General features: G+C 73.1%; 17 protein-coding genes. 8 read left to right on the forward strand and 9 right to left on the reverse strand.

Annotated features, from left to right (window positions below):
• Positions 1-269 precede the first annotated feature (269 nt).
• Together ABD308_RS19095 and ABD308_RS19100 are read right to left on the reverse strand one after the other, a co-directional pair.
• Entirely contained in the window at positions 270-1,001 is a 732-nt protein-coding gene (locus ABD308_RS19095) for a hypothetical protein (protein WP_344336101.1), read from the reverse strand.
• A complete protein-coding gene (locus ABD308_RS19100; protein ID WP_344336103.1) occupies positions 998-1,651 on the reverse strand; it encodes an RNA polymerase sigma factor in 654 nt (217 codons plus the stop codon). The genes ABD308_RS19095 and ABD308_RS19100 overlap by 4 nt, the downstream gene beginning before the upstream one ends.
• A 124-nt stretch (positions 1,652-1,775) precedes the next feature.
• On the opposite strand from ABD308_RS19100, the gene ABD308_RS19105 reads away from it, so the two are divergent.
• Positions 1,776-2,315 carry a GNAT family N-acetyltransferase gene (locus ABD308_RS19105; RefSeq protein ID WP_344336106.1) on the forward strand — a complete coding sequence of 180 codons (540 nt, stop codon included), beginning with the start codon at positions 1,776-1,778 and terminating at the stop codon, positions 2,313-2,315.
• A gap of 4 nt (positions 2,316-2,319) precedes the next feature.
• Here the strand turns inward: ABD308_RS19105 and ABD308_RS19110 are convergent, their stop codons facing one another.
• Entirely contained in the window at positions 2,320-2,649 is a 330-nt protein-coding gene (locus ABD308_RS19110) for an ArsR/SmtB family transcription factor (protein WP_344336110.1), read from the reverse strand.
• Positions 2,650-2,746: 97 nt separating this feature from the next.
• On the opposite strand from ABD308_RS19110, the gene ABD308_RS19115 reads away from it, so the two are divergent.
• From ABD308_RS19115 to ABD308_RS19130, 4 genes are all read left to right on the forward strand, one after another.
• Positions 2,747-3,052 (forward strand): putative quinol monooxygenase, encoded by a 306-nt coding sequence (locus ABD308_RS19115; RefSeq protein WP_344336113.1) that lies wholly within the window; start codon positions 2,747-2,749, stop codon positions 3,050-3,052.
• A gap of 24 nt (positions 3,053-3,076) precedes the next feature.
• Positions 3,077-3,799 carry a hypothetical protein gene (locus ABD308_RS19120; RefSeq protein ID WP_344336116.1) on the forward strand — a complete coding sequence of 241 codons (723 nt, stop codon included), beginning with the start codon at positions 3,077-3,079 and terminating at the stop codon, positions 3,797-3,799.
• Complete coding sequence (locus ABD308_RS19125) at positions 3,796-4,560, forward strand: class I SAM-dependent methyltransferase (protein ID WP_344336119.1); 765 nt, start codon at positions 3,796-3,798, stop codon at positions 4,558-4,560. The genes ABD308_RS19120 and ABD308_RS19125 overlap by 4 nt, the downstream gene beginning before the upstream one ends.
• Before the next feature lie 93 nt (positions 4,561-4,653).
• Entirely contained in the window at positions 4,654-5,196 is a 543-nt protein-coding gene (locus ABD308_RS19130) for an MOSC domain-containing protein (RefSeq protein ID WP_344336121.1), read from the forward strand.
• 39 nt (positions 5,197-5,235) lie between these two features.
• On the opposite strand, the gene ABD308_RS19135 is transcribed toward ABD308_RS19130, so the two are convergent.
• Both ABD308_RS19135 and ABD308_RS19140 read right to left on the reverse strand, forming a co-directional pair.
• On the reverse strand, positions 5,236-5,709 hold the full coding sequence (locus ABD308_RS19135; protein WP_344336124.1) for a hypothetical protein: 474 nt from the start codon (positions 5,707-5,709) through the stop codon (positions 5,236-5,238).
• 17 nt (positions 5,710-5,726) lie between these two features.
• Positions 5,727-6,446: a MerR family DNA-binding transcriptional regulator gene (locus tag ABD308_RS19140; RefSeq protein WP_344336127.1), complete on the reverse strand. Its 720-nt coding sequence runs from the start codon at positions 6,444-6,446 to the stop codon at positions 5,727-5,729.
• Between the two features lie 78 nt (positions 6,447-6,524).
• On the opposite strand from ABD308_RS19140, the gene ABD308_RS19145 reads away from it, so the two are divergent.
• A complete protein-coding gene (locus ABD308_RS19145) occupies positions 6,525-7,550 on the forward strand; it encodes an erythromycin esterase family protein (RefSeq protein WP_344336129.1) in 1,026 nt (341 codons plus the stop codon).
• Between the two features lie 82 nt (positions 7,551-7,632).
• Here the strand turns inward: ABD308_RS19145 and ABD308_RS19150 are convergent, their stop codons facing one another.
• The 4 genes from ABD308_RS19150 to ABD308_RS19165 form a co-directional block, all read right to left on the reverse strand.
• Positions 7,633-8,145 carry an RICIN domain-containing protein gene (locus tag ABD308_RS19150; protein WP_344336132.1) on the reverse strand — a complete coding sequence of 171 codons (513 nt, stop codon included), beginning with the start codon at positions 8,143-8,145 and terminating at the stop codon, positions 7,633-7,635.
• A gap of 349 nt (positions 8,146-8,494) precedes the next feature.
• Positions 8,495-9,025: a DUF6368 family protein gene (locus ABD308_RS19155; RefSeq protein ID WP_486327030.1), complete on the reverse strand. Its 531-nt coding sequence runs from the start codon at positions 9,023-9,025 to the stop codon at positions 8,495-8,497.
• A gap of 71 nt (positions 9,026-9,096) precedes the next feature.
• The gene (locus ABD308_RS19160) at positions 9,097-9,903 is read right to left on the reverse strand and encodes a nucleotide disphospho-sugar-binding domain-containing protein (RefSeq protein WP_344336135.1); all 807 of its coding nucleotides are present in this window, start codon (positions 9,901-9,903) and stop codon (positions 9,097-9,099) included.
• 337 nt (positions 9,904-10,240) lie between these two features.
• Positions 10,241-10,663 (reverse strand): ASCH domain-containing protein, encoded by a 423-nt coding sequence (locus tag ABD308_RS19165; RefSeq protein WP_344336136.1) that lies wholly within the window; start codon positions 10,661-10,663, stop codon positions 10,241-10,243.
• A gap of 177 nt (positions 10,664-10,840) precedes the next feature.
• Here ABD308_RS19165 and ABD308_RS19170 point away from each other — a divergent pair, with 177 nt between their 5' ends.
• Positions 10,841-11,641: a siderophore-interacting protein gene (locus tag ABD308_RS19170; RefSeq protein WP_344336139.1), complete on the forward strand. Its 801-nt coding sequence runs from the start codon at positions 10,841-10,843 to the stop codon at positions 11,639-11,641.
• A gap of 258 nt (positions 11,642-11,899) precedes the next feature.
• Positions 11,900-12,298, forward strand: coding sequence for a hypothetical protein (locus tag ABD308_RS19175; protein ID WP_344336141.1), 399 nt, complete (start codon positions 11,900-11,902; stop codon positions 12,296-12,298).
• Positions 12,299-12,329 lie beyond the last annotated feature (31 nt).

A 12,329-nucleotide genomic window follows, 5' to 3' on the forward strand; every position in this document is an offset into this window, starting at 1 on the left:
GCTCACAACCGACCCTTGACGCAGCCCAGACCGCCCTAACTGAACGGCGTTGCTACTAGGACCTCCCGGCCTCCCGGCCTCCCGGCCTCCCGGCCTCCCGGCCGCCCGGTCGCCCGGCCGCCCGGTCGCCCGGCCGCCCGGTCATGACGAAGGCACCGGTGATCGGCGGCCCTCCGCGAGCGCCTCGACGCCTCGACCGCGAGCCCTGGCCGTGCCCGGAGTGGGAAGTCGGACCGGCTGACTTCCCACTCCGTTCCCAGGACGCGGCCTTACCCCGCAGGCGGGACCTGGTAGGCCGTGACGGGCATGCACGCGGGTGCGGGGGTGACCAGCAGACCGGCTATCATGGTGAGCTCGCCCGCCGGTCCGGACGGGGCGTGCGAGAAGAACAGGAACAGTTGCGTGCCCGCGGCGATCCGATCGGGACGGACGGACAGGACGGTCCGATTGGTGCCGACCACCCCCTCCATCGTCCAGCCGCGGCTCTCCAACCAGTCCTTGTTCGCGGCGTCGTCGGGTCCCGGCGCGGGAGTCGGCGGGGCGGCCTGGCAGTTGGGATCACCCACGTACACGCGACTGTTGACGCCGAGGCTGTCGAGGTCACGCTGGAGCTGGGCGGTGTCCACGGGCTTGGAGGAGTCCTGCACGGTGAGCGTGACCACGTCGTCGTCGGTGTGCTCCAGGGCGTAGTTCACGTTGGTGATCCTGCCGAGCGAGCCGGTCGAGCCGGCGGGCCCGCCGTCCTGGCCGCCGGGCAGGGCGACGAGCGCGATCCCCGCCGCCGCGACGGCGAGCCCGAACGGGAGCGCCAGGCGCCGGGCGAGCCGGGGCCGACGGGGTGCCGTGGCGGGTCGCTGCTCCTCGGTGATGGCGTTCAACAGATGTTCCTTCCGCAGGAGGTGGCGGTGCGGGGAGAGCCCGCGGGCCGCCGCGGCCGGCAGCAGCCGGGCCAGCTCCTCCCGCTCGGCCTGCCGGGACAGGTCCTCGGGGGTGGCGTTCATCGGGGCGTCTCCTTCGTCGACCGGACCGCGATCGCGCGATCACCTGTGAACTGTCCGATGCCGCGCGGGCGTTGCGTTGCGGCCGCCGAACGGGCGGAGCGTGACCGCGTCAGCTCCCGCTCCGTCAGCTCCCGCAGCCGGGCCCGGGCGCGCGAGAGCCGCGAGCGGATCGTCCCCACCGGCCGGCCCAGCGCCTCGGCGACCGCCGCGTGGTCCAGCCCCTCCCACACGCAGAGCGCGAACACCTCCCGGTCGGCCGGTCGCAGAAGCTCCAACGCCGCCTTGGCGGCGGCGAGTTGCTCCGCGTCAGCCATCCGGCCGGCGAGCTCGGCGGTGAAGTCGGGCGTGGCCTCGGGCGGCGGCAGCCTGGCCAGGGTGGCGCGGTGCCGGCGCGCCGCGCGCCGGGTGTTGCGGATGACGTTGGTCGCGATGCCCAGCAGCCAGGGGCTCAGGCTCCCGCCCTCCGGCGCCACCCGCTCGCGCAGCCGCCACGCCTCCAGGAAGGTCAGCGACACGACGTCCTCGGCCACCGCCCAGTCGCCGGTCATCCGCAGCGCGTGCCGGTGCACGGCGCCGGAATGATCCTCGAAGATCTGCCCGAACGCCGTCGCGTCCCCGGCGCGCACCCGGGCGCGAATCGAATTCTCCACAGCCGTTCCCTGTCCCGCCGTTCGCCGCCGTTGCGGTGACCCGCGTCACGTCCCGCCGCGCCGGCGCGGGGTATCGGCCGAAACCCGCTTGCCCCCGGCCGCGTGATCACCTTGGCTGGGCGGCATGACCGACCTGAACACCGACCGCCTCCTGCTGCGCCGCTGGCGCGCGTCCGACCTCGAACCGTGGGCGGCGATGAACGCGGACCCCGAGGTCCGCGAGCACCTGGGCGACGTCCTCACCCGCGAGCGGAGCGACGCCTCCGTGGCCCGCTTCCGGGCCGACTTCGACCGGCGCGGCTACGGATGGTGGGCCGTCGAGGTCCGGGCCACGGGTGAGTTCATCGGGTTCGCCGGTCTGGACGAGGTGGACGACGGCCTGCCGTTCACCGGGGTGGAGATCGGCTGGCGGCTCGCCCGGGCGGCCTGGGGGCACGGCTACGCCACCGAGGCCGCGCGGGCCGTCCTCGCCTTCGGCTTCGAGACGCTCGCGCTGCCCGAGATCCTCGCCGTCACCACGGCCGGCAACCTCCGCTCGCAGGCCGTGATGCGCCGGCTCGGTATGACCACCGACCCGGCGGACGACTTCGACGATCCCGACGCGCCCGAGGGGCCGCTGCGCCGCAACGTCCTGTTCCGCCTCGCGGCGCCGCGGCAGGGCTGACGGGTCACTCCGCCGCCGCGTCCGTCTCCTCCGCCGTCAGGATCGCCAACAGGCCGGGAAAGCGCCGCTCGATGTCCGCGCGGCGCAGCGTGGCCATCCGGCTGTTGCCCCGGTCGACCTGGCGGATCAGCCCGGCCTCGCGCAGCGTGCGGAAGTGGTAGGTGACGGTCGCCTTGCCGACCGGCAGCGCGAACGAACTGCACGTCCGCGCGCCGTCCTTCGGCCCGGCGGCCAGCTCCCGTACGACGCGCCGCCGCAGCGGGTCGGCCAGCGCCGCGAGGACCCGGCCGAGCTCGATCTCCGCCGTGTCCGGGTGTCCCTCGTCGTCGGGCATCGCCACCACCTTCCAGGTATGACTTGCATCGTACCTCCCCGGTCGCCTAGCGTCCCGAGGTACGAGATCGCTCGTACCTCTCGAAAGGATCCGCCCCGTGGCCCAGCCCTACACCCTCGTCGGCACCGCCCGCCCCAAGCCCGAGCGCGTCGACGACCTGCGCCGGCTCCTCCTCTCCTTCGTCGAGCCGACCCGCCAGGAACCCGGCTGCCTGGAGTACCACTTCCACGAGGACCGCGACGCCCCCGGCGTCTTCGTCTTCTACGAGGCCTGGCGCAGCAAGGAGGACCTCGACGCCCACCTCGCCCTGCCGCACATGCGCGACTTCTGGGAGCACCGGATGGACTACCTGGAGCAGGACCTGGAGATCCGCTGGCTCACCATGCACAGCCCCTACGCCTGACGCGGCCCCCGGTACGGTGGGCGGATGCTGCTCCCCGTCCTCGCCCGCACCGCCCTCCAGCCGGTCGAACGGCCCGCGCTCGCCACGCCGTTCGGCCCGCTGACCTTCGAGACGGCGGTCGGGGACACCGTCCTCCCGCCGCTGCCCGACGAGCTGTTCGAACTGCCGGGCGGCGGCACGGTCGTCGCCCGCTGGAGCCGCCCCGCGGCCCGCGTTGAGCTGTTGCTGACCGCGTACGACCCCGACCTCGACCCCGAGGCCTGGGGACCGCTGACCGGCTGTCAGGCGGCGGTCTGGCGGATCGACGCCCTGGTCGCGCTCACGCGGGTGCGGTTCGAGGCGTCGCTGCCGGCGCGGCTCGCCGAGGGCGCGGACGCCTACTGGGACGGTGGGCAGGCGCTGGCGGCGATCACCGTCGAGGACGAGCGAACCCGCCTCACCGTCGGCGGCCACGACGAGGAGGCGATCTGCTGGGCGGGCGACGCGCACGAACGGCCCCGGCGCTGGGCCGCGCTGCTCGACGAGGTCTGCGCCCGGTCGTTCAACGGCTGGGGCGTCGACTTCGGCGACCACCGCGGCATGGCGTGGACCCTGCCGCCGTTGGGGGCCGGCGAGCACTGCGAACTCCCGGTGGTGGCGGCCTGGGGGTCGGCCGACGACGGGACCGAGAACACCTGGTGCGCGGTCATACCGTCCCCGACGGTTCTCCTGCGGCAGGTCGCCGACCGGGCTAGGCTGCGGCGATGACCCGTACCACCGGCGGTTCCGAGACCCCCCTCCAGCCCGCGGCCCCGGCCCGGGTGAACGACTACGACGGCTTCGCCGAGGCGTTCTCGGAGGAGACCGAGAACAACCTCCTCAACGCCTACCACGCCCGGCCCGCCGTCCTCGCCCTCGCCGGGGACGTGACCGGCCGCCGGATCCTGGACGCGGGCTGCGGATCCGGCGCGCTCTCCGCCGACCTGCGCGACCGTGGCGCCGTCGTCACCGGCATCGACTCCAGCGCCGGCATGCTGGCGCTGGCCCGCCAACGCCTCGGCGATGACGCCGACTTGCACGTGGGCGACCTCGGCGAGCGGCTGCCCTTCGAGGACGGCGCCTTCGACGACGTGGTCGCGTCCCTGGTGCTGCACTACCTGGAGGACTGGGGGCCCACGCTCGCCGAGATGCACCGGGTGCTCAGGCCCGGCGGCCGCCTGATCGCCTCCGTCCAGCACCCGTTCGTGGACTACGCGATCCAGAACCCCCGGCCGGACTACTTCGCCACCACCGGCTACACCGACGAATGGACGTTCAACGGGCGGTCCTACCCGGTGACCTTCTGGCGCCGCCCCCTGCACGCGATGACCGACGCCTTCACCGCCGCCGGCTTCCGCCTCGTCACCCTCAGTGAGCCGCAACCCGACCCGGCCGCGCGGGAGCTGTTCCCCAAGGACTTCCACCACCTGTCGACCAAGATGAGCTTCCTCTTCTTCGTCGTCGAGGTCCCGGAGCCCCGGCAGCCGTGAAGCCGGCCCGCTCGTCGCCGCCGACGAAGGCCGCGGGGGCGGGGGGCTAGGGTGGCTGGTGGATCACCGCCGGGAACGAGAGGTCGCACACGGATGAGTGGAACGGTCGTCGCGGTCAGCAGCAACGGGGAGTACTCCTTCACCAAGCCGAACCGGGAGAGCGTCACGCTGCTCGCCGGGCTCGGGGTGGAGGGCGACGTGCACGCGGGGGTGACGGTCAAGCACCGCTCGCGCGTCGCGCAGGACCCGACGCGGCCGAACCTGCGGCAGGTCCACCTCATCCACGAGGAGCTGTTCGGCGACCTGGGCGAGCGTGGATTCACCGTGGCACCCGGGCAGTTGGGGGAGAACGTCACCACGCGCGGGATCGACCTGCTCGCCCTGCCGACCGGCGCGCTGCTGCGGATCGGGGCGGACGCGGTGGTGGAGGTCACCGGGCTGCGCAACCCGTGCCTGCAGATCGACCGTTTCCAGGACGGCCTGTTGAAGCAGGTCGTCGGGCGGGACGAGGCCGGGAACGTGGTGCGCAAGGCCGGGATCATGGGCGTGGTCCGGGAGGGGGGCGTGATCCGCCCCGGCGACGCGATCGAGGTCGAGTTGCCGCAGGCACCGCACCGCCCGCTCGAACGCGTCTGAACCGGGCGCCTGCCGGACGACCTCCGGGACCGGCCGCGCTCAGTACCGGGGCCGGTTGCGGCTCAGGTCGCGGGCGTGCAGCAGCGCCTCGCGGACCAGGGCGGTGAGGCGGGCGGTGCCTTCGGCACTGGTGCAGTTGTGGGGGTAGGCGTTGACGGTACGCCACTCGCCGTCGGTGAGCGGCGGCCGCGGGCGTGCGGGTTCGATGCCCTCGGGGAGGCTCGGCAGGCGGACCAGCAGGGTGCCGAGGCCGGCCGCGACGACGGCGGCCACGCCCTCGAACGCGAGGACCGGCATGCCGTAGGCGTTGTCCACGGGGTGGCGCGGTGCCAACTCGCGGAGCCGGTCGCAGACGTCGGGGTGGGTGTGCAGTTGCCAGGGGCCGAGCGTGAGGTCGTCCGGCCCGCTGGGCGGGGTCGCTTGTTCGCGGAGGTGGGCGATCAGCGCGCGGTTCTCCGGAGCGTCGAGGAGTGCCGGGACGGGGGCGGGGCGGTTGCGCTTCCGCTTGGGCATGTGAGCGATGGTAGCCCTCATCCCGCAAGGTAGTTGTGGAGTTGCGCGGCCGCGTTCAGCATGGCCAGTCCGCGGTCGGTGAGCCGCTGCCGCCAGTCGGCCAGCGCGGCGGCGAGGGCCGTGGTGCCGCCGGCCGTGCGGATCTGCTCGACGACCGCCGCGATGTCCGCCAGCCGGTAGCCGCCGCGGCGGAGCAGGTGGGCGAGGTCGGCGTCGCGGACGTCGCCGGCGTGGAAGACGCGGTGGCCGGTGGCCGGGTCGCGGGCGGGGCGCAGGATGCCGGCGGCCTCCCAGGCGCGCAGGGTGGCGGGAGTGAGCCCGAGGCGGTGGGCGAGTTCGCCGATGGTGCGGGGGAGCGGGCCGGCGGGGTCTTCGGGCGTGGTCGCCGCCGTCAGGTGGTCGACGGCCGCGCGGACGGCGGCGAGGGTTTCGCGGTCGCGGAGCAGCTGGCCGTGTCCGCGGTGGACGGCGGTCAGGGCGTCGTCGGTCCGGCCGTCGTGGACGGCGTTCATGATCGCCCCGGCGGTCCGGTGCCCGTACGCCCGGACGAGCGCGAGGAAGGTGCGCAGCGCCGTCGCGTGCAGCTCGGTGTAGATCCGGTACCCGGTGGGGGTCCGCTCGGCGGGCGGGAGGAAGCCGTCCTGCTCGTAGTTGCGGACGGCCTGCGCGGAGAGCCCGTGCTCCCGTGCGAGGTCGGTCGGGCGCAGGTTCCGCTTCCCGGTGGGGTTACTGGTCACTTTGAGACTTTATAAGAGGTTCCTCGGGCTGAGACCGTAAAAGTCTCAACCGCTCTTTCAGGGATACGATTGAGGCTCATGACACAGGACATCCGAGACTTCCTGCCCCCGTCGTGCGGCCTGGTGGCGTTCGGCGAGCCCACCCACCAGGAGCCGGCCTTCGGGCGGGCCCGCAACGAACTGTGCGCGCGGCTGGTCGAGCGCGGCTTCCGGTCGATCGCCCTGGAGACGGACCGGGTGGCGGCGCTGGCGGTGGACGCCTTCGTCCGGGAGGGGGCGGGGTCGCTGGACGACGTGCTGCGCGACGGCTTCACCCACGGCTTCGGCGAGCAGGAGCCGAACCGGGAGCTGGTCGCCTGGATGCGCGCGTACAACCACACCCGTCCGCCGGAGGAGCGCCTGGCGTTCCACGGTTTCGACGCCCCGACCGAGAACACGACGGCCCCGAGCCCGCGCCCGTACCTCGAACACGCCCGCGACTACCTGGGGACCGACCTGGACGTGGCGGCCCTGGTCGGGGACGACGAGCGGTGGAGCCGGGCGGAGGCGGTGCTGGACGCGGCGATGTCGCCGGGCGCGTCGGCGGAGGCGGACCGGCTGCGGGCGGTCGCGGACGACCTGCTCGGCGTGCTGTACGCGAGGGCGGCGGAGCTGATCGCGGCCACCTCGCGGGCGGAGTGGGAGCGGGCGAGGACGCAACTGACGGCGGGCGCCGATCTGTTGCGGTACCACCGCCAGGCGGCGCGGCCGGGCGAGCCGGGCGAGCGGCTCGCGGGGCTGCTGGGGACCAGGGACGAGATCATGGCCCGGAACCTGCTCGCCATCCGGAGCCTGGAGGCGGGGCGTGGCGGGACGCTGGTGTTCGCCCACAACGGCCACCTGCAGCGGAACCCGAGCGTGTGGCGGATGGGGGAGACGGACGTGACCTGGAACGGCGCCGGCCGGATCGTGGCCGCGCTGGTGGGCGGGGAGGAGTACTTCTTCGTGGCGGGAGCGCTCGGCGGCACCGGGCCGTGGGCCCTGACCCCGGTGCCAAAGGAGCCGTCGGACGTCGAGGCCGATCTGCTCCTGGAGGTCGGGAGCGGTGGTCCCGAAGCGGGGTGACCTCGTTGACGGAGATGAACCGGGCGCCGGCCATCAGGCCGGCGCCCGGTCGGGAAGCAAGATCAATCACGCCGACATCGGGTCACGGCCGGTCGAACACGAAGGCCTGATAGATGTTGTTGTAACAGGGAACGGCTCGCAGCCCGTACTCGGCACTGTCGTCGATGCACCGGCCGGTAGCCCTGTTCTGGAGGGCGACGCCGTGGTTGGTGTTGTAGATGCGCCAGTCCTGGTAGTCCCCGTAGTGGCAGGCGAACCCGCGCAGCCCGTACTCGGCGCTGTCGTCGATGCACCGGCCGGTCGCCTGGTTCCCCAGGTAGTAGTAGCCGTCCGCCCCTTGTTCGACGAAGAACGTCTGGAAGGACTGGAAGTTGCAGCCGAAGCCGCGCAACTGGTAGGCGAAGCTGTCGTCGACGCAACGCTCGGTCTTGTTGTTGAACAGGTAGTACCAGCCGTAGTAGCCGGCGGCGGCCTGGCTGCCGGATGCCTGCTGAGCGGAGGACGGAGCGGCGGTGGCGGTGGTCCCGACCCCTAGGGCGAGCGCTGCCGCAGTCGCGAAGGCGGTGATGGCGAGGAGCACTTTCCTGATGATCACGGGGGATCCTCCCGATCATAGAGAGTGGTCCAGCCATGACAACACGTAAAGGTCGTCCACGGCGGACCCTCCCGACGATCGACCGGTTCTCTCCGTTCGGTGGCGAGAAGGGGGGCGCACGGCGCCGCCATCCGCGTCCTGCACGCCCAGACCGTCCTGCACCGCCCGGTCACCCACCTCCTCGCCGTCGACTTCACCCCCGCCGACCGCTACCTCGAACGCCTCACTCTCGTCTTCGACGGCGGCACCCTCACCGGACGCGACGCCGCCCGCATCACCGTGCCGCCCCGCCACCGCAGCAACCTCTTCGGCGCCCGTCTTGCCGACCCTCGCGACCTCCCCACCCTCCTCAGCCCCGCCCCAGCACGCCCGCACCCACCAAGCCCTCACCACCCACGGCCAACCCACCACTCCCTGACCCGGAGTAGGAAGTCGGCCCCGCCGACTTCCTACTCCGGTCGCTGGGCTGTCCGGCGACCACCGCCTCCTGCCCCCGCAGGAGTTCGGCCTTGACGACATCCCCGAGGACGTCGACGACTGCGGCGGTGAGCAGGGCGGTGGCCGCGTGGTCGATCTCACGGTTGCAGCCGGCGCTGACCTTCACGGCATGGGTCGGCGTGAAGCCGAGGACCGCCTCCACCTCGAACACGCCCGCGTCGCCGATCCCAGGCCCCATCAGGTGGACCAGAAACGGCCGGTGATCGTCCACCTTCTGCGCGTTCTGAGCGGTTGACGTCTCCCTGCCCAGCCGCTGGACAGGCGCGGTGACGCCGAAGTATCCGTGGCGCAGTTGCTCGAAGCGGGTGGAGAGCCCGCGCATCAACGCACCGAACCCCCCGATCAGCGCGACCGCGGAAACAGGCTCCGCCAATTCGATCACCAGGGTTGGACCGGCCGTGCCGGAGCCTAGCCGGTGTCGCTCGGATGCGATGGGACGGGCGGGGTTGAGCGCTACCGCAGGTAGTGCTCGATCACATCGGCGCCGCGGGTGGCACCGCCGCTTCGCTGGACGGCGTGGCGCATCTCCGCGAGGTTGCCGCGGACCGCCGGGTCCGAGGCGACCCGGCTGACCGCCGCCCGCAACGCCTCGGCGCTCACCAGGTCGGCGTCCAGGTGTTCGCCGAGGCCGAGTTCGCTCAGGCGGGCGGCGTTGGCGGCCTGCTCGGGGGTCCGGGAGACGGCGACGAGGCCGACCCCGTAGTCCAGCGCCTCCATGACGGAGTTCATCCCGGCGTGCGACACGAAGGCGGCGGCATGGCGCCGTACCGCCGGCTGGGGGAAGCGCGGCCGGACCTGTACCCGGCTCGGGAGGGCGCCCAGTGCGGCGGCGTCCGTGTCGCCTACGGTCATCGCCACCTGCCAGGGGCCGTCGGAGACGGCGTCCACGCAGGCGCGGTAGAACTCCGGGCGGCCCTTGAAGACGGTGCCCAGCGAGACGTACAGCAGCGGCGCGTCAGGGTCGGGCGGCGACCACTGCTCGGACTGCTCACGCCCGCCCATCGAGGGGCCGATGAAGTGGAACCGCTCGTCGAAGCCGTCGGCGGCCGGCTGGAACTCGCGCGGGACGAACACGAGGTTGAGCCCGTCCGTGACGGTCATGGTGCCGGCGACACCGAGCGGGACGCCGTACCGGGCGGCGAGGGCCTCGCAGTCGGCGGCGAGCAGGGCCATCGCGGGATGGTCGGCGCCGAGTCCCGCGGTCAGCCGGCGGTCCAGGGAGTACGCCTCGTTCGAGGCGAGGTGGGGGAAGCACTGCACGGCGGGGACGCCCAGCCTCCTGCTCGTAGAGCGGGCCGCCGGTCTGGTCCTCGGGGACGTTGCCGAGCTTGTCGAAGCCTTCGAGGATCCAGAAGGCGTAGTTCCAACGGGCCTCCCATCCGTCGGCACCCCGCCGCGTCTCCTCCTCGTACCGGCTCTCCGTGTTGTAGCCGATGTCCACGTACGGGCGGCGGTTGTCGGCGTCGACGCGCCAGACGTTGAAGGCGAGGACGTATATCTCAGGCTTCAGCTGCTCGGGGACGCGTTCCAGGATGACGGTGGCGGCGTGCCGCAGGTGCGTCCGGAAGGACTGCTGTTCCATCACGGCGACAGCGTCTCACCCGGTCTGTCCCGAGGGGGCTCCCGGAGGCCCGGTGAGGCGGAAGGCCAGGCAGACCACGGGGGTGCCGTCGTCCACCGGGGTGCCCAGCCGCTCCCAGTAGCCGCGGTGGCCGGTGCGCCACTCCTCCAGGGAGGTGTCGCCCTCGCCCTCCGCCCGGGCGTGCTCCCAGGTGACCTCGGCGAACGGCTTCACCTCCACGCCGGTGATCTCGATGACCCCGACGGGCTCGCCGCCGTCGTCGAGCAGCGCCAGCCGTTCGCCGGGGTACTCCAGGCCCTCGGCCTCCGTTGCGTACTCCGCCAGCAGGCCGGTGGTGGCGGTCTTGCGGCCGGCCAGTGCCAGGGCGTTCAGCCGAGCCCGGACGCCGCCCGGGGTGCCGAGTTCCATCGAGCGCAGGCCGTTGACGCGTGGCCACATTCCGACACCACCCCTTCCGGGTACCGCGATCGCGTGTCCTGCCGAGGATAGGGCGGCGAAGGCGGAACCGGGGCGAACACGCGTCAATATAGGTTAGCCTTACCTAAATTACCGTGAGAGGAGACGGTCCTGACCAGCACCACCGCCCCCGCGCGCTTCCTGCTCTTCCCGCTCCAGGTGGTCCGGGCCGACCGGGTCACCCCGCACATGGCCCGGATCACCCTCGGCGGCCCCGCCCTCGTCGGCTTCGTCAACGGCGGACTCGACCAGCGGATCAAGCTCCTGCTGCCGCTCCCCGGGCAGACCGAACCCGTCGCGCCCGAGGGCGAGGAGGAGTTCGGCTGGTACCAGAGCTGGCGGGCCATGGACCCCGCCGTCCGCCCGGTGCTGCGCACCTACACCGTGCGCGCGCAGCGCCACGACCCCGACGAGGTCGACATCGACATCGCCGTCCACGGCGACCACGGGCCCGGATCGCGCTGGGCCATGACGGCGGCGCCGGGGGACCGGGTGATCGTCTGCGGGCCGGCGATCGAGGAGGCCGGCGGCGTCGAGTTCCGGCTGCCGGACGGGGCGGACTGGGTGCTGCTCGCGGGGGACGAGTCCACCCTGCCCGCCGTCGCCGCGATCCTCGACGAACTGCCCCCGGGGCTGCCGGTGAAGGTGTTCGCCGAGGTCGAGGGGCCGCGGGAGCACGCGTACCTGCCCGCCGGCCGTCCCGGCACCGAGATCACCTGGCTGCACCGGGGCGCACCGGGCGTGCCCGCGCTCCCGGAGGCCGTCCGCGCAGCCGCGCTGCCGGACGGCGCGCCGTACGCGTGGATCGCGGGCGAGGCGGCGACCGTCCGCGAACTGCGCCGCCACCTGGTCGGCGAGCGCTGCTACGACCGGCGCGCCGTCTGCTTCATGGGCTACTGGCGCCTCGGCCGCACCGAGGACCAGCGCGCCGAGGAACCGGTGGAGGCGGACGCGGACTGACGGCGGCGGCGTCCGGATTCGAGGGAGGCCGAAGGGCTTTGCCGGGCCGCGTCGCGCGCGGTGAGACTGGCCGGGCCGGCGCGAACCCGAGGGGGAGCGGCGGCACGGTACCCGTCCCATGGTGCAGCGACTTCAGGAGAGTGCCCGTCATGAGAATCGCGCGTTCCCTCGTTCCCCGCGTCGGCGTCGCCGCCGGTGCCGTGCTGATNNNNCGACGGCGCCCCGGCCGCGGGTGCTCCCGCCGCCGCTGCCGCCGCGGTGTCCGACGCCAACCAGACCGTCATCTACGGCACCGCGGGGCTCAACCGCGGGGAGAGCTGGTCCTCGCCGGACGGCAGCACCGTGCTGTACCAGCAGTGGGACGGGCACGTGGTGCTGTACAAGAACAACGTCGCCATCTGGACGGCCGTCGGCACGTACGGCGTCGGCTCCTACCTCTACATGCAGGCCGACGGCAACCTCGTCGCGTACGACGCCGCCATGCGCGCCGTGTGGAACAGCCGGACCCCGTACCACCCGGGCGCCTACCTGGCCATCCAGAACAGCGGAAACCTGGTGGTCTACGCGGGCAGCACGCCCATCTGGTGGTCCAACTACAAGCCCGGCGGATCCGGCCCGACCGACCCCGAGTGCCGCCCGGGCCGCCTCTGCCCCTGACCCGGTAGCGCCGCCCGCCCCACGATCCCGC

The sequence above is a fragment of the Kitasatospora putterlickiae genome (assembly GCF_039527695.1).
Lineage (GTDB): Bacteria > Actinomycetota > Actinomycetes > Streptomycetales > Streptomycetaceae > Kitasatospora > Kitasatospora putterlickiae.